Source organism: Halobaculum sp. MBLA0143 (genome assembly GCF_041361465.1).
Taxonomy (GTDB): Archaea; Halobacteriota; Halobacteria; order Halobacteriales; family Haloferacaceae; genus JAHENP01.
On sequence record NZ_JBGKAC010000001.1, the window covers coordinates 1,460,391 to 1,479,896 of the forward strand.

At 68.6% G+C, this 19,506-nt stretch carries 24 protein-coding genes and 1 pseudogene; 9 read left to right on the forward strand and 16 right to left on the reverse strand.

Features of this window, described 5'->3' with window-relative positions:
* Positions 1-25 precede the first annotated feature (25 nt).
* Positions 26-199 carry a hypothetical protein gene (locus RYH79_RS07540; RefSeq protein WP_370897760.1) on the forward strand — a complete coding sequence of 58 codons (174 nt, stop codon included), beginning with the start codon at positions 26-28 and terminating at the stop codon, positions 197-199.
* 34 nt (positions 200-233) lie between these two features.
* Here RYH79_RS07540 and RYH79_RS07545 read toward each other — a convergent pair.
* Positions 234-556 (reverse strand): annotated as a pseudogene (locus tag RYH79_RS07545) (YbjQ family protein).
* Between the two features lie 106 nt (positions 557-662).
* Between RYH79_RS07545 and RYH79_RS07550 the strand changes: the two are divergent.
* Together RYH79_RS07550 and RYH79_RS07555 are read left to right on the forward strand one after the other, a co-directional pair.
* Entirely contained in the window at positions 663-1,901 is a 1,239-nt protein-coding gene (locus RYH79_RS07550; protein WP_370897761.1) for an MFS transporter, read from the forward strand.
* A gap of 43 nt (positions 1,902-1,944) precedes the next feature.
* On the forward strand, positions 1,945-2,145 hold the full coding sequence (locus RYH79_RS07555; RefSeq protein ID WP_370897763.1) for a hypothetical protein: 201 nt from the start codon (positions 1,945-1,947) through the stop codon (positions 2,143-2,145).
* A 42-nt stretch (positions 2,146-2,187) separates the two neighbouring features.
* Here the strand turns inward: RYH79_RS07555 and aceB are convergent, their stop codons facing one another.
* The 4 genes from aceB to RYH79_RS07575 form a co-directional block, all read right to left on the reverse strand.
* Entirely contained in the window at positions 2,188-3,492 is a 1,305-nt protein-coding gene (gene aceB / locus RYH79_RS07560; protein WP_370897765.1) for a malate synthase AceB, read from the reverse strand.
* A gap of 92 nt (positions 3,493-3,584) precedes the next feature.
* On the reverse strand, positions 3,585-4,028 hold the full coding sequence (locus RYH79_RS07565; protein WP_370897767.1) for an arsenate-mycothiol transferase ArsC: 444 nt from the start codon (positions 4,026-4,028) through the stop codon (positions 3,585-3,587).
* Between the two features lie 102 nt (positions 4,029-4,130).
* Positions 4,131-4,688, reverse strand: coding sequence for an adenylate kinase (locus RYH79_RS07570; protein WP_370897769.1), 558 nt, complete (start codon positions 4,686-4,688; stop codon positions 4,131-4,133).
* Entirely contained in the window at positions 4,685-4,969 is a 285-nt protein-coding gene (locus RYH79_RS07575; RefSeq protein ID WP_370897771.1) for a DUF5789 family protein, read from the reverse strand. Before RYH79_RS07575 ends, RYH79_RS07570 begins: the two co-directional genes overlap by 4 nt.
* Before the next feature lie 237 nt (positions 4,970-5,206).
* Here RYH79_RS07575 and RYH79_RS07580 point away from each other — a divergent pair, with 237 nt between their 5' ends.
* The gene (locus tag RYH79_RS07580; RefSeq protein ID WP_370897773.1) at positions 5,207-6,454 is read left to right on the forward strand and encodes an erythromycin esterase family protein; all 1,248 of its coding nucleotides are present in this window, start codon (positions 5,207-5,209) and stop codon (positions 6,452-6,454) included.
* 70 nt (positions 6,455-6,524) lie between these two features.
* On the opposite strand, the gene RYH79_RS07585 is transcribed toward RYH79_RS07580, so the two are convergent.
* From RYH79_RS07585 to RYH79_RS07615, 7 genes are all read right to left on the reverse strand, one after another.
* A complete protein-coding gene (locus tag RYH79_RS07585; protein ID WP_370897775.1) occupies positions 6,525-6,776 on the reverse strand; it encodes a hypothetical protein in 252 nt (83 codons plus the stop codon).
* 44 nt (positions 6,777-6,820) lie between these two features.
* Positions 6,821-7,675 (reverse strand): ABC transporter permease, encoded by an 855-nt coding sequence (locus RYH79_RS07590; protein ID WP_370897777.1) that lies wholly within the window; start codon positions 7,673-7,675, stop codon positions 6,821-6,823.
* Positions 7,668-8,567, reverse strand: a complete 900-nt coding sequence (locus RYH79_RS07595; protein ID WP_370897779.1) for an ABC transporter permease — start codon at positions 8,565-8,567, stop codon at positions 7,668-7,670. Before RYH79_RS07595 ends, RYH79_RS07590 begins: the two co-directional genes overlap by 8 nt.
* On the reverse strand, positions 8,564-9,688 hold the full coding sequence (locus RYH79_RS07600) for an ABC transporter ATP-binding protein (RefSeq protein ID WP_370897781.1): 1,125 nt from the start codon (positions 9,686-9,688) through the stop codon (positions 8,564-8,566). Before RYH79_RS07600 ends, RYH79_RS07595 begins: the two co-directional genes overlap by 4 nt.
* Positions 9,689-9,719: 31 nt before the next feature.
* Entirely contained in the window at positions 9,720-10,847 is a 1,128-nt protein-coding gene (locus RYH79_RS07605; protein ID WP_370897783.1) for an ABC transporter substrate-binding protein, read from the reverse strand.
* 397 nt (positions 10,848-11,244) lie between these two features.
* Positions 11,245-11,397 carry a hypothetical protein gene (locus tag RYH79_RS07610; protein ID WP_370897785.1) on the reverse strand — a complete coding sequence of 51 codons (153 nt, stop codon included), beginning with the start codon at positions 11,395-11,397 and terminating at the stop codon, positions 11,245-11,247.
* Positions 11,390-12,346, reverse strand: a complete 957-nt coding sequence (locus tag RYH79_RS07615) for a DNA-3-methyladenine glycosylase family protein (protein ID WP_370897787.1) — start codon at positions 12,344-12,346, stop codon at positions 11,390-11,392. The genes RYH79_RS07610 and RYH79_RS07615 overlap by 8 nt, the downstream gene beginning before the upstream one ends.
* 127 nt (positions 12,347-12,473) lie before the next feature.
* Between RYH79_RS07615 and RYH79_RS07620 the strand changes: the two genes are divergently transcribed.
* Positions 12,474-13,484, forward strand: coding sequence for an aldo/keto reductase (locus tag RYH79_RS07620; protein ID WP_370897789.1), 1,011 nt, complete (start codon positions 12,474-12,476; stop codon positions 13,482-13,484).
* 15 nt (positions 13,485-13,499) lie between these two features.
* Here RYH79_RS07620 and RYH79_RS07625 read toward each other — a convergent pair whose 3' ends face one another.
* A complete protein-coding gene (locus RYH79_RS07625) occupies positions 13,500-14,246 on the reverse strand; it encodes an isopentenyl phosphate kinase (RefSeq protein WP_370897791.1) in 747 nt (248 codons plus the stop codon).
* Between the two features lie 207 nt (positions 14,247-14,453).
* Between RYH79_RS07625 and RYH79_RS07630 the strand changes: the two genes are divergently transcribed.
* Positions 14,454-14,909 (forward strand): DUF488 domain-containing protein, encoded by a 456-nt coding sequence (locus RYH79_RS07630; RefSeq protein WP_370897793.1) that lies wholly within the window; start codon positions 14,454-14,456, stop codon positions 14,907-14,909.
* A gap of 13 nt (positions 14,910-14,922) precedes the next feature.
* Positions 14,923-15,612, forward strand: coding sequence for a dual OB domain-containing protein (locus RYH79_RS07635; RefSeq protein WP_370900811.1), 690 nt, complete (start codon positions 14,923-14,925; stop codon positions 15,610-15,612).
* Here RYH79_RS07635 and RYH79_RS07640 read toward each other — a convergent pair whose 3' ends face one another.
* Together RYH79_RS07640 and mvk are read right to left on the reverse strand one after the other, a co-directional pair.
* Entirely contained in the window at positions 15,613-15,945 is a 333-nt protein-coding gene (locus RYH79_RS07640; protein ID WP_370897795.1) for a DUF4326 domain-containing protein, read from the reverse strand. It lies immediately after the preceding gene.
* 128 nt (positions 15,946-16,073) lie between these two features.
* Positions 16,074-17,087, reverse strand: coding sequence for a mevalonate kinase (mvk, locus tag RYH79_RS07645; RefSeq protein WP_370897798.1), 1,014 nt, complete (start codon positions 17,085-17,087; stop codon positions 16,074-16,076).
* 137 nt (positions 17,088-17,224) lie between these two features.
* Here mvk and RYH79_RS07650 point away from each other — a divergent pair, with 137 nt between their 5' ends.
* Entirely contained in the window at positions 17,225-18,214 is a 990-nt protein-coding gene (locus RYH79_RS07650) for an ornithine cyclodeaminase family protein (RefSeq protein ID WP_370897800.1), read from the forward strand.
* A gap of 24 nt (positions 18,215-18,238) precedes the next feature.
* On the opposite strand, the gene RYH79_RS07655 is transcribed toward RYH79_RS07650, so the two are convergent.
* Complete coding sequence (locus tag RYH79_RS07655; protein WP_370897802.1) at positions 18,239-18,469, reverse strand: DUF7535 family protein; 231 nt, start codon at positions 18,467-18,469, stop codon at positions 18,239-18,241.
* A gap of 173 nt (positions 18,470-18,642) precedes the next feature.
* Between RYH79_RS07655 and RYH79_RS07660 the strand changes: the two genes are divergently transcribed.
* The gene (locus RYH79_RS07660; RefSeq protein WP_370897804.1) at positions 18,643-19,455 is read left to right on the forward strand and encodes a hypothetical protein; all 813 of its coding nucleotides are present in this window, start codon (positions 18,643-18,645) and stop codon (positions 19,453-19,455) included.
* Positions 19,456-19,506: the final 51 nt, after the last annotated feature.

The following is a 19,506-nucleotide window of genomic DNA, read 5'->3' on the forward strand; positions in this document are numbered from 1 at the left end:
GTAGCCGGCGGGCGAGTCGGCGGACGTGAACACGGACCGTCTCCTGCCCGTGGCTACGCTGGCCGGCTACGCCGCCGCGACCGCACTCCTCTTGACCGGGCGTCGGACCCTGTCGCTCGTCGCGCTCGGCGCCGCGACTCTCCTCGGCGCGGCCGTCGCCTACCGCACGCTGGAGGAGCGTGACGGCCGACTCCCCTGAGGGTCGGTGGAGAAGTGGAATTACCACCCTGCCGCTACCCCGTCCACACGGCCGTCTCGGAGACGTTCACCCACAACGTCCCCTCGGCCATCTCCTCGTAGTCGAACGACACGCCGACGACGGCGTCGACTCCCGACTCCTCGGCGTCCGTCTGGGGGTCCTTCGGCGCCTCCTCGCGGGCGATTGCGACCATCTCCTCGTAGGGGCCGGAGCGTCCACGATCACGCCGCGGATGCCCGCCGCGGGGCCGCTCGGGACGTTCGCGTCGATCACGGCTTCGCCGGAGATCACACCGAGGTGCTCCGTCACCGTCTCGCCGTCGATACCGTCCGTCGTCGTTACGCAGAGACCCGAGATCCACTCGTCGATACGCCGCCTCGGAAGACGAGTGTACACGCCGACTCTCGGGGGCTGGCGACGGCGAGTGAGAACGCTCTTGTCGGTCCGTCGACAGTGAATCGGCGTGAGAGACAGTCGCCGTCGCGTCGCACTGGTCGCCGTCGCCGCCCTGGCGATCGGCGCCGCGGGCACCTACCAGTTCGTCTGGTCGTCGATCCGGCTCCCGCTCGGGAGCGCGCTCGGGACGGGGGAGACGCAGTTGGGCACCGTCTACACCGTCTTCCTGGTGTTCCAAGCCGGCTCGCAGTTCCCCGTCGGCTGGGTGCGGGACCGCTACGGTCCGCGGGTGCCCCTGCTCGTCGGCGCACCGTTGCTCGCGGCCGGCTACGCCGGCACCGCCGTCGCCGACGGGCTGTTCGCCGTCTACGCCGCCTACGCGCTCGGGGGCGTCGGCTGTGGCGCCGTCTACACGGTCGCCGTCAACACGCCCGTCAAGTGGTTCACGGAGCGACGAGGGCTGGCGACCGGGGTCGTCACGATGTCGTACAGTGGCGTGAGCTTCCTCCTGATCCCGGTGGTCCGCCGAGGGGTCGCCGCGGATCTGGCCGCCACGTTGCTCGCGCTGGGCGGCGGCGTCGGCGTCGTCGGACTCGCGGCCGCGGCCGTCCTCCGCGACCCGCCGGAGGGGGTCGCCGAGGGTGACGGGGACGGGCAGGGTGAGACTGACGGAGACGGCGAGCGAGCGGAGCCGGACGGCGGTCTCCCGGCCGGCACCTACGAGTGGCGCGACACCGTCCGGACGTGGCAGTTCTGGCTGCTGTACGCGGTGATGATCGTCGTCAACGGCGTCGGGCTGATGCTGATCGGGAAGGTGGTGACGTACGCCGACGCCGTCGGGCTGCCGGCGGCGGTCGCCACCGCCGGTGCCTCCGTCGTCGCGTTCGCGGACGCCGCCGGGATCGTCACCGTCGGCGGGCTCTCGGACCGGTTCGGCCGCGTCCGGACCGTCGCCGCGTCGCTCGTCTGTGCCGGACTCGCCTTACTGGGCGCGACCGTCGCGGGCGCCGCCGGCGCCGCCTGGCCGTTCGCCGCGCTCGTCGGGCTGGCGGCACTGTTCCGCTCGCCCGCCTTCTCCGTGTTCCCCAGTCTCGTCGGGGAGTACTACGGCGCCGCCAGGTCGTCGGAGAACTACGCGCTGCTGTACACCGGGAAGGTGTGGGGTTCGGTGTTCGGCGGCACCGTCGCCAGCCTGCTGGTCGTCTCCGTCGGCTGGACAACGTCTTTCCGCGCGGCTGCGGTCGTGTTGTGCGTCGCCGGGGCCGCGACGGCGCTGTTGCGACCGCCGGCGGAGAACGTGTCGTGAGACGCGACAGAGTACATAAGTCGGTCTGGCGAGACGAGCGAGCGTGAGCGAACGAGAACGGATCGAGTCGGTGGTCTTCCACCCGATCACGCTGATCCTCGTCGTCACGGCCGTCCTTCTGAAGCCAGCGGCCGTGTTCGTCACCCGGATGGGGTGGTCGATGCGCCCCGGGAACTTCGTCCTGCTCGTCTTACTCGTCGTCTCGTTGCCGTACATCCTCTGGGCGCACTCCAGAGCGGGGTGAGTCCGGTCGCCCGCCCGCGTTACGCCCGGGCGACGCAGTCGGTCAGTTCCCGACCTCGGCCGCTCGCTCGACCACGTCCTCGCCGTACGTGTCGGCCAACTCCGCGTGCTGGTCCTGCCGGTGCTCGTACACGTCCTGGAACAGCAGGATCGGCGTCTGGGCGGCCTGGTAGGTGGCCTCGTCCCACATCCGATCCGTGCTGATCTCGACGGTGACGCCGTCGATCTCCAGCGTCGCGGCGCGGGTCATGGCGATGGCACCCTTCCCGGCCTCCTTGGCGGCCTCGAACTCCTCCATCGAGTCGACCACGTCGTCGAGACTCGGGACGTACTCCGTCATGCCGACGAGCCGCTCGCGGAGTTCGTCGGCGTCCAGCGTCTCCGTCCGCCCGTCGACCGTCAGCTCGAAGCCGTCGGCCGTCTCTGTCAGGCCGACGGCGTCCCCGTGGTACACCTCGCGGCCGTCGACGCGGTCCAGTTCGACCGACTCGCCGCCGGCCTCCAACAGCCACGACCCCTCCTCCGGCGGGAGCGGGGCGGTGTTGGCGGTCGCCACCTGGCCGGGCGTGAGCGACCAGATCCCGGTCATCCCCATCGCACGATTCTCCCGCATCCGTTCGCGGTAGCCCGCCACGTCGCGGATGTCGTCGTACGGGCCGTCGACGGCGACCAGACCCGCAGCGCTGGCCCCGCGGGAGGTGTTGTGACGCAGCGTCTGCCACTCCGGCAGCCCGCCGGTGGGCGTCATCGCTCGCATGTCCTTCGTGTAGTCCACCTCGCCGTCCACGAGGAGGAACAGCCGTTCGAGGTTGTTGGAGGGCTTGCCCACCTCCTCTCGCAGGCGGTTGAGACCGATCTCGGCGGCCGCGCTCTCCACGATCACGGACATCGAGAGGCTCCCCTCCGGGAGGCCGTGTTCCGTCTCGACGATGGTGAGGAACTCGTCGGCCTTCTTCCAGTCGTCGAGGTCGCCCACCTCCGGGACGACGAACCCGTCGATCTGCTCGCCGGCGCCGTCTTCGGGGTCGGCGATGGCCATCATGTGCTCGAACCCGGTGTGTCGGGTCGTCGGGTCGTCGCGGTGCCAGACGATCCGCGGGTGTATCTCGCCGGGGAACTCGTCGCCGTGTTCGCCGACGACACTGATGATGTTCTCGACACCCTCCTCGCGCATCGAGGGGGCGGTTGCGTCCTCGTTGTCCGGCACCCACACGTCCGGTGCCTGCATCCCCCGCAGCCCCGCCGCACTCTCCAGCATCTTCGCGGAGTCGTCTTCACCCTCGACTGCCGTCGGCGACGTGAAGAACGTCCGCACGAACTCCCGGTCGTAGTTGCGCTCGACTGTCATCGTGTCGTGTCGATCCACCGCTCGTACCTTCATAAATATTTGTGATGGAACAGCAGTGTGGCGTGTGGTCACACCACACGACGGCGCGGGGGTCAGGCCGGCTCGATCTCGTCGAACAACGCGGCGACGCGGTCGGCGACCGTCTCGCGGATCGCCCGGACCGTCTCCGGGTCGGCGCCGTCCGGGTCCGGGAGGTCCCAATCCCGGATATCGACCGCGTCGTCGACGGTGCCCACGTCGAGCGTGGAACAACCCATCGTCGCCACCACGTCACAGTCGTTCAGTTCCGCGACGGTCACCTCGCGTGGTGTGCGGTCGGCGAGGTCGATTCCGGTCTCTCGCATCGTCTCGATCACGCTCTCGTGGACGGCGTCGGCCGGGTGGGTGCCGCCGGTGACGATCTCGACGCCGTCCAGTCCGCGGCGGTCTCGTTCTCGCTCGGCGAAGCCGGTCGCCATCTGCGAGCGGCCGGCGTTCTGCACGCAGACGAACCCGATTCTGTCGACCGTCGTCTCCTCGGTAGTGTCTCCTGGCATGGCTGTCGGCACCCGTGGCTCGTCCGTCCGTTCGGTGGACCGAGTGATAAGTGACGCCGTCGCGGCCGTCGTGTCACCGTCGGTGGAGTGTCGTGGAGCCGACTACTCCGTCACCGCCCCGCAGAGCGTCTCGGTGGCGGCGTCGCCGTCCTCGTTGTCGACGCGGACGACCGGCACCTCGGCGGTCGTCGCGTACTCGAAGGCGGCGGTGCGGTGGAGGTCCCGTTCGAAGTCGATCGCCCGCAGCGAGCCGTCGGGGTACGACCGGTCGGCGTCGGTGCGGCGCTCGCGGATCGTCTCCGGTGTCGCCTCGACGACGACGATCTGCTCGGGGTCGACGTCGGCCAACACCCCGTCCGGGAGCCCGGGGAGGAACCCGGCGTCCGTCTCCACGACGAGGTGTGTCGTGAGTAACACTTCGGCGGAGTCGCCGCGGTCGGCGACGAACTCTCCGGCACGACGCTGGAGTCGTCGGGTCTCTCGCTGTGAGAGGTCGCTCAGGTCCGACCGCGTCCGCGCGAGGTCGCGGACGGCCGCCCGTTCCAACATCACGTCGCCGAAGTTGATCACCTCGAACCCTTCGCCGAGTTCCGGCCGGACACGCTCTACGAGCGTCGACAGCCCGACGCCCGGGACGCCGGCGACGACGGTGACGCTCAAAACGACACCCCCTCCGTCTCCTCGCCGGGCTGTGCGCCCCGGTCGTCGTAGAACTTCCGCCCGATGTAGGCGTCGCCGACGAACGTGAGCAGGGCGTCGTACAGTTCGTCGGCGGACCGGAACTCCTCTTCCTGGCACCGACCCAACACGGTCCCGATCGTCTCCGACCCCCCGTTGGGGGCGTCTAACTCCTCGTCGCCGATCCGGTCGACGACCGTCTCACACGCCACCGGGAAGGTGAACTCCCGGGCGAACAGGTCGCGGGTCTCTGGCAGACGCATACGGCACGATAGACCGTGATGGACTGTATGTCTGCCGGTCCGCGCGACCCTCGCCGGCACGGGGGGACAGACGACGCCACCAGACTGAATACACTGCCGTCACACGGCCGAATCGATGTTGCTCGTCCGTCAGTGATCGGTGTCGGCCGGCCGGCGCGTCTCCCGCGCCCACCAGCCACGCGTCTCGCTCGGTCCACGCGCACCGTACGCTCACCACTCCGACGACAGACACAGACGATGACGGACACGGCAGACACCGACGGACTCGCACCGTACACGACCGACGCCGCGCCGACCCCGGACGCCGACGGCGGTCTCCCGGCGTTCGACGACGCGGCCGCCGACGCGGCGGTCGTCGGCCTCGGCGAGGCCAGCCACGGCGCCCGGACCTGTTTCCGGGCCAAACACCGACTGCTCCGGCGGCTCGTGACCGACCACGGCTGTCGCGTGTTCGCGCTCGAAGCGTCCGGCCCGGCGGTCCGGGCGCTGGACGCCGCCGCGAGCGGCGAGCGCGACCCCGCAGACGCCCTCGCCGAGCTCCAAATCTGGCCCTGGAAGACGGCGGCCGTCCGCGATCTCCTGGCGTGGCTCCGGTCGTACAACCGCGAACACCCCGAGGACCGCGTCCGCGTTCGCGGGGTCGACTGCCAGTACACGACCGGCGCGGTCGCGTCGATTCGACGATTTTGCGAGACACACCTCGGTGGCGTCCCGACGGGGTTGGCCGACGACCTCGCAGTCGGCGACGACGGCGGCAGTCCGCCGTCGCGCGACGACGACCCCGGAGCCACGGCGGCGGCCGCAGCCCGCGTCGCCGAGACCGTCCGCGGACTGCTGGCCGACACGGAGGCGCCGTCGACGGCCGTCGACCGCGTCCGCGCGGACTGTCGGACGCTCGAACGGGCCGCGGCGTTCCGCCGACCGTTCGCCCGAGCGGACGACGGCCTTCCGGACGGCGTCAGCGAGGTGCGCGACCGCGGGATGGCAGCCGAGGTGAGCCGGCTCGCCGGCGACGCCGACGGCCCGGTCGCGTTCTGGGCTCACGACAGCCACCTCGACCGACGACACAGACGCCCGACGACCGACGACACCGACCGGTCGCCGTCGGCCGGCTCCGTTCTCGTCGAGGAGTTCGGTGACGACTACGTCGTCGTCCGGTTCTCGCTGGGCGGGGGGGCCGTCACCGCCGTCACGGGCGACGGCGACGACCGCCGGCTGGACGCCGTCGACCTGGACGGACCCGTCCCCGGTACCGCGGAGGCGGCGCTGGCGCGTGCGGTCGACGGCCCTGCACTCGTGGACCTCCGGGCCGCGGCGGCCGCCGGTGTCGGCTGGGCGACGACGGAGCGCGACCACTTCGCCGTCGGCGCGACGTTCGACGGCGACCCGACGGAGCGGCTGACCCGTCTCGTCCCCGCTCGGGCGGCCGATCTGTGGTGGCACCTCCCGGAGACGGCCGCGACGGAGCGACTGGACGCGGAGTAGAGAGGGCGCGGCGCCACCCCGGTGTCTCACTTCCGGCGTCAGAGGCGTCGCGTTCGACGGCTCCACCGCCTCACTCTCGACGGCGAAGCCGCCGCACCCGTCTCCAGTACGCCACCCGCCGTCTGAAGTAACGTGCCGTCGCCGCGACCGCCGGCGTGGTCGTCACCAGGACGGCCGCGAGCCGCGGCACCGGCGTCACCCGGCCGACGAACGACCCGAGGTAGACTGCGACGACGACGAGCGCCGCCAGCCCGGCGACCACCAGGACGTCACCGGCCGCCTGGAGAACGCCACCGGGCCGCGGCTCGGGATCCGTCGTCACGCTCGTTCTCTCGACAGCGGCCGGCAAGAGGCTGTCGACGGTGGCTACCCGCTGTCGCGAGCGAACCGCTCTAACCCGACGGTAACTGCCGCCACCACGAGCAAGACGAGCACCGCGACGACCAACAACGTCGAGGTGACGCTCACGAGCGGGTCCAAGGAGTTCCGCAGCGAGTTCCACGCCTTCACGGGCACCGTCCGAGTGCCCTGGCCGGAGAGGAACAACGTCATCACGAACTCCTGGAGGCTGACGACGAACGCGACGATGCTGGCCGCCAACAGCCCGGCCCGCACGTTCGGGACGACCACCTCGAAGAACGCCCGCGGACGGCTCGCCCCCAGGTCCAGGGCGGCGTCCCGGACGGACCAGTCGTACCGCGAGAACGTCGCCCGCATGATCGAGAACGTCAGCGGCGTCGCCCACAGCGAGTGTGCCAGGACGATCGTCGACAGTCGCTGCTGGAGCCCGAACTGACTGAAGAAGACGAGCAGCGTCACCCCCAAGACGACCCCCGGGACGAGCAACGGCACCACCGCGAGCCCGGTGACGGCCGCCGCGACTCCGCCCTCCAGTCTGTCGACCCCCAGCGCCCCGAGGACGCCCAGCGTCGTCGCGAACAACGTCGTTCCGCCGGCGACGAGCAGACTGTTGCCGACGGCCTGGGTCCACTCCGGCGACGCGACCAACGCTCCGTACCACCGGAGCGACAGCCCCGGCGGCGGGAACGCGACCGCACTCGTCGACGACAGCGACGTGCCGACGACCACGACGACCGGCCCCAGGAGGAACAGGAAGACGGCGGCGTACGCCGCCCGGAACGCCCAGTCGCCGGCGGCGCCGACGAGCCGCGACCGGGCCGACCGGGAGCTGGATCGAGAGTCGGGAGTGGAGTTAGACACCGGCGTCCACCTCCAGTCTGGTGAGGACGACCCGCGTGACCACCAGCACCAGGAACACCGTCAGAGTGACGAGCACCGCCAGCGCCGCGGCCGCCGACCAGTCGAACCGGTTCAACAACAGGTCCGACACCGCCATCCCGGCCGTCCGCTCGGAGCTGGAGCCGACGAGCAACGGCGCGGCGTACGCCCCGACGCTCCAAGTGAAGCTGATGACGCCCGCAACGAGCATCCCCGGCACGGTGTGGGGCAACACGACCGCTCGGAACGTCCGGAGCCGACCGGCGCCCAGGTCCCGGGCCGCCTCCAGCAGCGACTCGTCTACCGTCGCCAGCACGGAGTACACCGCCAACACGGAGTACGGGACCACGACGTACAACTGCCCCAAGAGCGCGCCGATCACGTTGTTGACGAGCAACGGCGGCTTCGCGAACAGGCCCGTCGCCGTCAGGACACCCGCGAGCACGCCGTTCGGGGCGAACACGAGGATCGCCGCGAACAGCTTCACGACGATCGCGGTGAACATCGACACGAGCACGCCAGCCGTCAAGACGAGCCGGCGTACCCCCTCTGCCCGCCACATAGCGTAGGCGTACAACACGGCGATTCCGACGGAGACGACCGTGGCGACGGCCGCGAACCCCAGCGTGAACAGGTACGTCTCCCGGAGCGTCGCCGTCTCCAAGACGTACTGGAACCCATCCAGCGACCACGTCCCCTCCCCGTAGGCGGTCGCGGTGGTCCGTTCCGTCAGGCTGATCCGGAGGAGGTAGCCGAACGGCACCACGAACACCAACAGGTCGAACAACAGCAACGGCACGACCAACAGGGAACTGCTGCGGCCACCCAGCGCCCGGGCGAGCCCGGCCGGTCGCACCTGGTCTGCCAGACTCACCGCAGCCGCACCCCCTCGGCGTCGAAGTAGGTGATCGCGTCTGCCGCACAGCCGACGCCGACCGTGTCACCCTCGCTGACACCGACGCTGTCGTCCAGTCGGCGCTCCGTGACGAGCGTCGCCTCGCCGACGGTCAGCTCGTACCGGATGCGCGAGCCGCGGTGGAGCCGGCTCTCCACGACGCCGGTCGCCGACAGCCCGGTCTCGGCGGCCGACTGACCGGCGCCGTCCGCGACGGCCTCCTCCGTCGACAGCGACAGCCGCTCCGGACGAATCGACGCCGTGACCCGCTCGTCCGTCGACGGCCGACGACCCTCCGTCGGTGCGAACAACGGCTCGCCCAACGGCGTCGACAGCCGGGTGTAGCCCCCCGGCGCCGCCCCGTCGGCAACCGTACACTCCAGGAAGTTGGTCGTGCCGAGGAACGACTCCACGAACCGCTCGTTGGGGTCCGTGTACACCTCCGAGGGCGCCCCGACCTGGACGAGCTGCCCTCCGTCGACGATGCCGATTCGGTCGGCGAGCGTGAACGCCTCGTCCTGGTCGTGGGTGACGTACAGCATCGTCGTCCCCAGTTCGCGTTGGATCTCCTTGATCTCCAGCTGCATCGCCTCCCGCAGCTTCCGGTCCAGGTTCGACAACGGCTCGTCCAGCAACAACAGGTCCGGGTCCAGGGCCAACGACCGCGCCAGCGCTACGCGCTGTTGTTGGCCGCCGGACAGTTGATCCGGCCGGGCGTCCGCCTGACTCGTCATCTCGACCAGTTCCAGCATCTCGGTGGCCCGATCACGCCGAGTCTCGCGGTCGACGCCATCCACCTTCGGCCCGAATGCGACGTTCTCCAGGACGGTCTTGTTCGGGAACAACGCCCAGTCTTGGAACACCATCGAACAGTTCCGTTCGTTGGGCGGCACGTCTGTCACGTCCCGACCTCGGATCCGGATCGTCCCGGTGTCGGGCGTCTCGAACCCCGCGACCGTCCGTAGCGTCGTCGACTTCCCGCAGCCGGACGGACCGAGCAGACAGACGAGTTCCCCCTCCTCGACGCTCAGGGAGACGTCGTCGACGGCTGTCAGCCCGCCGAACGTCTTCTCGACACTGTCGAGCTCCAAGACGCTCACGGCGCCACCCCCGCCGCAGCCGGACGCACGCTCATACGTTGCTCTTCAGCTCGTTGAACCGCTCCGACAGCGTCTCGGAGTACTGTGCCACGTCGGCCCACTCCAGGAACGAGATGCTCTGGAGCGCTTCGTTGTCCAACGGGACGTTCTCCAGGGTGGCGTCCGGGTAGTCCGCCTCCGGGTTCGCCATCCCCATATTGAAGTTCTGGGCGTAGGTCGTCTGCATCTCCGGCGTCAGCATGAAGTCCAGGAAGTCGTGCGCCATGTCGCGCCGGTCGGTGCCGCGGACGAGGTGGTAGTCGTCGATGTACCCCGTCGTCTCGTCCGGGACGTGGAGTCCGATGTCCATCGACTCCGTGTTCTGTGACTTCTTCAGCGAGTAGGCGAAGAAGTACTGCCCGAGGTTGGCGATCCCCTGGTCGATCGACGTCCACATGTCCTGGGCACCGGTGTAGAACGTCGATGTGTCGATCTCCTTCAGCGTCTGGAAGATCGCGTCGTGCCCGTCCGGGCTGTACAGCTCCTGGTCGAACTCCATCTCCTGGGAGACGATCGAGGCCATCTGGAGCGAGTTCGTGAAGAACGAGCCCGGTAGCGCCGCGTCTTCGGCCTTCGAGGTGAGATCCGACCACGGCCCGGGGTCGAAGCCGATCGTCTCCTCGTCGTAGGCGTAACACATCACGCCGTACGCCAACGGAACGGACACCGGATCTTCCCGCAGGAGGTTGTCCTTGATCGCGCCGGCGTTGTCGAGTTGGTCGAAGTCGATCTGGGCCCAGAGATCCGACTGGAGCCCGACGTAGTGTTGTCGGTCACCCGTCACCGTGAGGTCGTACGGCGGACTGTCGGCCGGCGCCGACCGGATCTTCGCCAGGATCTCCGACCAGCCCGGGACGATCTCCAGAGTGCCGCCGGTCTTCTCCTCGTACTTCGGCTTGATCTCCTCGCGGAACACCGTCGCGTTGGTGCCGCTCCACGTGGAGAACCGCAGTGTCTTGTTCCTGAACGGCGCCGACGACTCCACGGTGCCGGTGGTGGTGCCCTCACTGCCGCTCGTCCCCCCACCGCCGAGACAGCCGCTCAGTCCCGCGACCGTGCCCGCGCCCGTCGCGAGCAGCGCCCGCCGTGTCGCCTGACGACCGTTGTCGGTGTCTGACATCAGAGTGATTCAAGGGCGGGAACGGTTAGTATCTGGCGGTGGCTCGATCGCCGATTTTTCCGGTCTCGAGCCGTTCTTCGCTTGGTTCCGTGTGAACGATGGACACCCCGAGAGCGACGGTGTCGTCGGGCTCGCTCGACGACTCGAATCCGGACCGCGGCGGCGTTCGTACTTTCGTTTTTCTCGTCAAAATGCTCTGCCTCCGAGGTCGATTTCGAAACTACGCACAGGGAGGAACTACGTGAGCGTGTACAGCTACTCACCGGCGGGGCGAGCGGTCGGCTCTCCAGGGGCGTGCGTGCGACTGTCGCCGGTCTGTCGGGAGTTGTCGTCGTTCGAGCCAGAGTAGTCGTCGCGTACACCCCTCCCGTGTGCCGCTCTTAGAGAACGTGACAGTCTACACGTCCTCCGGCGCCGGTTCGCGCTCGTAGCCGGAGTTCGTCCCAATCCACGCCTTCGTGTCCCGACGCGGGTCGTCCTCGTCGCCACCCATCTGGCGTCTACTTCGCCGACCGGCAGCGTCGATGGCTTCCCGCGCCTGTTCACTCACCCTGCGTCCGCAGGTAGTAGAACACGTACGTCTGTGCGTACCCCGCGAACTCGCCGCCGAACTGCTCGCGGATGGCCCGCGACGTGTCGGCGTAGTTCCCGCGGTCACAGTCCGGGAAGTAATCGCCGATGGCGGTCTGGATCCAGGTGTCCAACGGCACGGCTTCCAGGAACGACAACGAGAACAACAGGACACAGTCGGCCACCTTGTCGCCGACGCCGACGAACTGGGTGAGGTACTCGCGGGCGGCCTCGTACTCCAGGTCCGCGGCGGCGGCGGGGGTGGCCTCCCCGTCGGCGACGAGTTCGGCCGTGCGCTGGACGTACGGGGCCCGGTAGCCCAACGAGAGGTCCCGCAGTTCCGCCTCCGTCCGAGCGGCCAACTGCTCGGGCGTCGGGAAGGCGTGGTACGTCTCCCCGTCGAACTCGACGGGGTCGCCGAACGCCTCGGCCATCCGGATCTGCATCCCGTGGATCCGGGACACCCGCATCTGGGCAGAGCAGATGAACGAGATCAGACAGGCGAAGGGGGGGTCGCGGACCAGCCGCATCCCACGGAAGGCGTCGTAGGCGTCGGCCAGCAGGTCGACGTCCGGGGTCGCCCCCAAAATCTCGTCTAGATCGTCGTCCAGCCGGAGGAGGTGTGTCAGCAGTCGCTCGGCGTCGACGTTCGACTCCCACTCCAGTCTGGCGTCCGGGTCGTCGGCGTCGCCGACCTGGCGGACGCGGACGACCGCCGGCTCGGGGACGAGCGGGTCGGCGTCCGGGTCGCCGGGCGGTCGGAACGGTCGAACGACCGTCTCGTACCAGTGGTCGCCGCCGTGGGCGACCGGTGTCTCGTACATCCCGTCGTCGGCACGGTCCCACAGGTACGTCTGCCCGCTCTCGACGGTCGCCTGGAGGTCGAACGGCCCGTCGACCGTCGAGAGCGGGACGACTCCGGTCTCCATCGTCCGTCCTGTGGGCGGCGGTCGGTTGTCGGTTTCGGTCCGGTGTGGGCCACGGTGACGACCCGGAAACGGAAGCACGGGTGGGGAACTGAACGCTTTTCGGCCGGTCGGTCGTAGCGAGAGACGCATGACGGATGTCTCTGAGATCGAACTCGAGTCTGTCCCGCTGGGGGACACGGGGATTCGGACGAGCGAACTCCAGTTCGGCACCTGGCGGTTCGGCCGCGAGACCGCCGAGGGGAACCTGGAGATCGGCGAGGACCGCGCACACGAACTGCTGGACGCGTACGCCGAGGCCGGGGGCCGGTACATCGACACGGCGGACATCTACGGCGGCGGCGACAGCGAGCGGTGGATCGGCGACTGGCTGTCCGACCGCAACCGCGACCGGTTCACGATCGCCTCGAAGATCTTCTGGCAGATTCGGGAGGGCGACGCCAACAGCCGCGGGACGAACCGGAAGACCGTCCGCGAACGGATCGACGCCCTGTTGGAGCGGCTGGGGACCGACCACGTGGACGTGTTGTACATCCACCGCTGGGACGACGAGACCCCGACGTACGAGCTGATGAAGACTCTGAACGGGCTCGTCGACGACGGCAAGGTCCACTACCTCGGCACGTCCACGCTCCGGCCGAACGCCTGGAAGGTTGCGAAGGCGAACGAGCTCGCGCGCCGACACGGCTGGGAGCCGTTCACCGTCTCACAGCCGCGGTACAACCTCGTCGACCGGGAGATCGAGGGGGACTACCTGGAGATGTGCAACGAGTACGGGGTCGCCGTCTGCCCGTGGAGCCCGCTGGGACAGGGCTTCCTCACCGGAAAGTACGACCGCGAGGACGGCCTCACCGGGGAGTCGCTGGCCTCCGAGTCGCCACACTTCGCCGACAACTACCTCACCGAGTCGGCGTTCGACACCCACGACGTGCTGGACGCCGTCGCCGACGAGGTCGACGCGACGCCCGCACAGGTCGCGCTCGCCTGGCAGGTCCACCACGACGACGTCGCGGCGCCGATTGTCGGCGCTCGCACGGTAGAGCAGTTGGAGGAGAATCTCGGTGCCGCGACGGTCGATCTGACCGACGACCAGGTCGAACGGCTCACGGAGGCCCACGACGGGCCGTACGCCGAGCTGTAGCCCGGGTCCGGCGCGTCACCGGATCACCGTTCCGACGCGCTCGCCCGCGAGGAAGCCGGCGAGCGCGTCCGGGCCGAAGATCGACGCCGGCGCGTCGAGCGCCAGCAGTTCCCGCACCTTCGCCGCCATCCCGCCGCTCACGTCGGTCGCGTCGCTCTCGCCCAACACCGGCGCGACCGTCTCGAACGACGACACCTCCGGGATCACCTCGTCGTCGTCGTCCAGGACGCCCGGGACGGTCGAACAGAGCCCGACCCGATCCGTCTCGACCTGGCGGGCCAGCGTCGTGACGATCTCGTCGCCCGACAACACCGTCACCCCCTCGCCGGCGTGGGCGACCCCGTCGCCGTGGAGCACGGGGACGAACCCCTCCGCCAGCAGCGTGGTGACCTGCTCCGTCGGGAGGGTGAGTTCTCCGTCGGCGTCGCGGCTGGCCGCCGAGAGAGGGTGAACCGGCACCGCCGGCACGTCTCGCTCGTGGAGTCGCGCCCGGACGAACCGTTCGAGCGTCGCCATCGCGCCGTGAACGTCCGTGACGGCGGCGTGGTCGTGTGTCCCGTCGGTCGTCGACACGCCGTGTTCGGCGGCGTGGTGGTGGCCGAAGGAACCGCCGCCGTGGACGACGACCAGTTCCGTCACGTCGTCGGCCGCGAGCGCGTCTGCGACTGCGTCGGCCGCGGCGTCCAGCGTTGGGCCGTCCAGTGTCTCCGCCCGATCCTTCTCCGTGATTACCGAGCCGCCGAGTTTGAGTACAGTCGTCATCTGTGGTGTTCTCCTGTCTGCGTGTCCACACCGGTCGAACGCTGCCGTCGTCGGCACAGACGCGACCGTTCGGGTTGAGAGTGGCGCTTTCGCCGGCTCCGTCCAAGACCGTCTCACAGGTAACGTCGTCTCCATGCGCGTTCTGTTTGACACTATTCGAGATGCGGCCAGAAGATATAATCCACATCACCCAGATACTTATCGGCCGTGGCAAGAGAGACCGAGATCTACACGATTGGGTTCACAAAGAAAGGTGCAGCGGAGTTCTTTGGACTCCTCGAACGAGCGAGCGTCGAACGCCTGATCGACGTTCGAGTCAGGAACCGGTCACAGCTGTCGGGGTTTGCAAAACGAGACGACCTGAAATTCTTCCTCGAGGAGCTGCTGGGAGCAGCCTACGAGCACCGGACGGAGCTGGCACCCACAGAGGAACTGCTCGACGCCTGGCGGGACGACGAGATCTCGTGGGCCGAGTACGAGCGACGGTTCTACGAACTGCTGGCGGACCGAGCCGTTGAGGACGAACTGAACCGGTCGAGGTTCGAAGCCCCGACGGTCCTGTTGTGTAGCGAACACGAACCAGACCACTGCCACCGTCGTATCGTCGTCGAGTACCTGGACGACCACTGGGGGGCGACGCAGGCGAGACACCTCGTTGAGTGACATGACCCGGGAGATGGAACTCCTCGTCTTGGCGAGTTCACACAAGTACGAGGGCGTGTGTGTCGCCGGCGTCTGGCCAGACGAGTCACGGTGGGTACGACCCGTCTCCAACCAAGAGAAAGGGCAGATTCCCGAACACAAGTGTCTCACCAGTCGTGGGAAGGACCCAGAACCGCTCGACAGAGTGCGTGTCTTCCTAGAGTCGCGCTCTGCCGAACCGCACCAGCCGGAGAACTGGACTGTGGCCGACCGCACCTGGGAGATGGTCGAGAAAGGATGGACAGACACCGCTGTCGACTGTCTCGGCAACGTACTCCAGAACGGTCCCGAACTGTTCGGTAGCACTCATCGGAGCGTATCCAGTCAGCGAGCCCGAGAGGAGGTCGACAGTTCGCTCGCGCTCGTGATGCCGAGTGAGATTGTGTTCGTGGACGGTGAGAGGAACAGTCCCCGGGTGGGATTCACCCTTGATGGTGCCGACTACGAGCTCCCTGTCACGGATCGTCGGTGGAGCAGTCGTATCAACAACCACGAACTAGACCACCTCCCGCCGTCGGCAGTCGTCGGAGAAGAGACGGAACTGCTGTTCACGATCAGTTTGGCGATGGAGAAGAACGGGAGTCACCACAAGCTCGTCGCAGGAGTGATCGAACTGTCGCCAGGGCAGTTCCGGCGTGTTCGAGAGAGCCAATCGGACCGCTAATCACTCGTCGTCGACATCGAGTTCCCCACGCAGGTACGCGAGAATCACATCACCGTGACACGCCTTCGGCTTACACCAACACCCGAGCGTCTCGCCGCGAAGTTCCTCGACCGCCTCCCTGAACGCCGGGTCGTCATCCACCTGCCCCAGGAACCACTCTCGGTACGCCTCGACGCTGCCTTCGCGGGTGTAGTCGCCGCCGTCCTTCTCCAGTCTGAACGGGTTTCCGAACTGTGTGCTCCGGTCGATCATCCGAACCCCGTCACGGCCGTGGCGACTGACGTTGACCAGTTTCGTCTGCTCGTGGCCGGTGAGTGTCGACTGATACGCCACAACTCACTGTACGCCTACCACCACTTATCTGCGTCGGTCAAGGCGGCAATCGAACGCCCGAGCAGCTCGACCCGTCGACTTCTCTAGTCGGCCGGATTGCGGTTGTGCCGTCGTCAGCTACCACACACTCACTCGGACTCGATCCGCACGCCCTCCGTCGCCAACTCCGCCCGGAAGGCGTGTTCACACGCCGGTGCGAGCGACAGCGCGGTCTCCGTCGCGTCCGTCGGGTCCAAGGCGACGACACAGCCGCCGCCGCCGGCGCCGGTCAGCTTCGCCCCGGTCGCGCCCGCCTCCCGAGCGGTCCACACCATCTCGTCCAACGAGCGGGCGGAGACGCCGAGCGCCGACAGGAGTCCGTGGTCGACGTCCATCAGCTCCCCCAGCGCGTCCAGGTGGTCGTCGTCCAGTCCCTCCGCGTCCGCCTCCGCCAGCAGTGACTCCCCCGTCCGGGTGAGGTCGCCGATGGCGGCGACGGTGTCGGCGGCGAACCCGTGACGCTCCCGAAGGTCGCGGACGCCGGCGACGAGCTCACCGGTGTCGCCGGCGCCGCCGTCGTAGCCGATCACGAACGGGAGGCTCGGCGCCGACAGCCGTCGGGTGTCGTCACCTTCCACCCGGACGGCGCCGCCGACGGCCGAACAGAACGTGTCCGCTCGCGACGCCTGGCCGTCCTGGGCCTCGTACTCCGCCCGGAAGGCGCGGTCCGCGACCGCCTCCGGCGGTAAGTCGACGCCGACGGCGCTCGTGGCGGCCTTGATCGCCGCGACGACGACTGCGGCCGACGACCCCAGTCCGGCGCCCAACGGGATGTCCGACTCCACCGTGATGTCGAACCCTTGGTCGGGGTCGCCGACGGCGTCGCGGGTCTGTGCGACCGCCTCGTCGACGTACCGCATCGCCGCCTCGACGAGTCCCGGAGGGGCGTCCACGTCCGGCCGGTCGTCGACGGAGCCGCCCCAGGTGACGGTGAACCCGTCCAACGAGAGGTCACGCGCGTCCACCTGGACGCGGTCGTCCGACCGAGGCTCGGCGGTGACTCGTGCGCGACGCTCGACGGCACACGGCACCGCCGGCTCCCCGTAGACGACGGCGTGTTCGCCGAAGAGGTACACCTTCCCCGGGGCGCTACAGGTCGTCATACTCGGAGGAATCGGACGGAGGCTAACAGGCTTTCCGATGCGACGACGGACGGGCGGGGGACGGCGCCGTCACCGCCGCCGCGCGTCACCCCCCGGTTTCGTAGGCTTCTAAACCGCCGGCGCAAAAGTTGCGAGCGATGGAGACACTCCTGCTCGACAGCGACGACGTACACGAGAACGCCGACATGTCGGAGCTCGTGCCGGCGATCGAAGACGCCTTCGCCGCCTACGAGCATGGCGACGCACAGATGCCGGCCAAGTCCTACGTCGACCTCCCGCAGTACAACGGCGACTTCCGTTCGATGCCCGCCTACCTCGACGCCGGCGACTGGGACGCCGCCGGCGTGAAGTGGGTGAACGTCCACCCGGACAACGAGGACCGGTTCGACCTCCCGACGGTCATGGGGACGATGATCTACTCCGACCCGGAGACGGCGTTCCCGCTCGCGATCCTGGACGGGACGGAGCTGACGATGAAACGCACCGGCGCGGCCGCGGCCGTCGCCACCGACCACCTCGCGGTCCCGGACGCCCGGTCGCTGGGGATCGTCGGCGCGGGCGTCCAGTCGTACACGCAGTTGGAGGCCATCGCCGCGATCCGCCCGATCGAGGAGGTCGTCGTCAGCGACGTGGACGAGGAGGCCGTCGCGGCGTTCGTCGACGCCTACGACGACCAGTTCGACGTGCGGCCCGGCTCCGTCGCCGAGGCGGCCGGCTGTGACGTACTGTCGACGGTGACGCCCGTCCGGGATCCGATCGTCCCGCGGGACGCCGTCGCCGACCACACTCACGTCAACGCGATGGGTGCCGACGCCGAGGGGAAACACGAACTGGCAGACGGTGTCCTGACGGACGCCAAGCTCGTCATCGACGACTACGACCAGACCACCCACTCCGGGGAGATCAACGTCCCGTTCACCGAGGGGACGCTCACCGACGAAGACATCCACGCCAGCGTCGGCGAGATCGTCGTCGGCGACTCCGAGGGCCGCACGGAGGGAGACGGACTCACCGTGTTCGACTCCACCGGGCTGGCGATCCAGGACGTGGCGGCCGCACACGTCGTCTTCGAACACGCCGACGAACGCGACAACGGGACGAGATTCGACCTCCTGGGCGTTGCCTGACGCCTCGGAGCGCCTCGTCTCGGATCACTCCCCGCCGCGCGGGCCCGACGCCGAGAGGACTCGGCGCGTCGGCCACACCAGCGCCAGGAGCGGCAGGAACGGCACGGAGACGATCACCATCCCGAGCACGTACGTCGGCCCGACGGCGTCCGTCTCCGCGTTCGGCCGGCCGACGTACGGTGGCGTCACCGTGTCGAGCACCGTCTCCGCCGACGGCAGCGTGCCGTCTGTCCGACTCGTACCCGGGGCAGACACGGGCCGCAGTGGAGGTTCTTCTCCGGTGTCCCCCCTCGCCCCGGCGAGCGCCGTCGGCCCGGTCGTCGGTCGAGAGACACCACCACCGATACCAGAGTGAAATTCTATCCTGAGAGAGGTAATTCAGCTATTACTCCCAAAATATAAGTTGGTGTAGTAGAAACGGTCTGTCGATGTCACGAGATGGTGACAAGCCAGACGTCGACTTGGACGTAGAGATCGACCGTCGGAAGGTGCTGTCGGCGGCGACGACGGCGGCCGGCGGGGCGGCGGGCCTCTCCTCGGTCGTCGCGGCACAGGAGGACGGCGACGGAGAGATCACCGAGGCGGAAGTCGAGCGGGCGCTGGCGCAGTCGGAGATCCTGGCCGGCGACGTGTCGAAGGTGGACGCCGAAGAGAACGCCGACGAGGTCGACCTGACCGCCGACGACATCCCGGACGACTCGGACGTGTACGTCGGGAAGTACAGCAACGCAGAGGTCCCCGGTGAGCAGGCCTACAAGGTCCAGAGCTTCGACGAGTGGCGGCGCCAGGACGCTCCGACCGGGTTCGAGGTGCCGCAGACGCAGCTGCTCGACCAGCTCTACTTCCAGGAGAGTCTCGGCACGATCTCCGTGGCGGGTTACTCAATCACCGTCGGCGTCGGCGCGGGACTCAACATCAGCACGGCCAGCGACTCGTTCCTGAGCGCGACGCTCTCCCTGGAGCTGTTCGTCAACGGTGTGTCGTTCACCCTCATCGAGTACGGGGTCGGCTACGGTGACGACGGCCTCTGTGTCGACGTCCCGATCAAGTACGGCCCGATCCCCGGGCTGACGGTCGAGGGCTGCATCGCCTTCAGCCTCTACGAGCAGTTCGGCGACATCTGTCTCGACGCGAGCGTCGACCTCTCGCTGTGTGCGGACCCGTGCCCGCTCATCAGCTGTGAGGCCTGCGCCGGAGCGAGTTCACCGTCCGTCGGGGGTTGTGCGGACGTGCCGTTCTGACGCGCCCGCGTCAGATCGGCACGGACAGCTCCGGCACGCACCGACACCCGA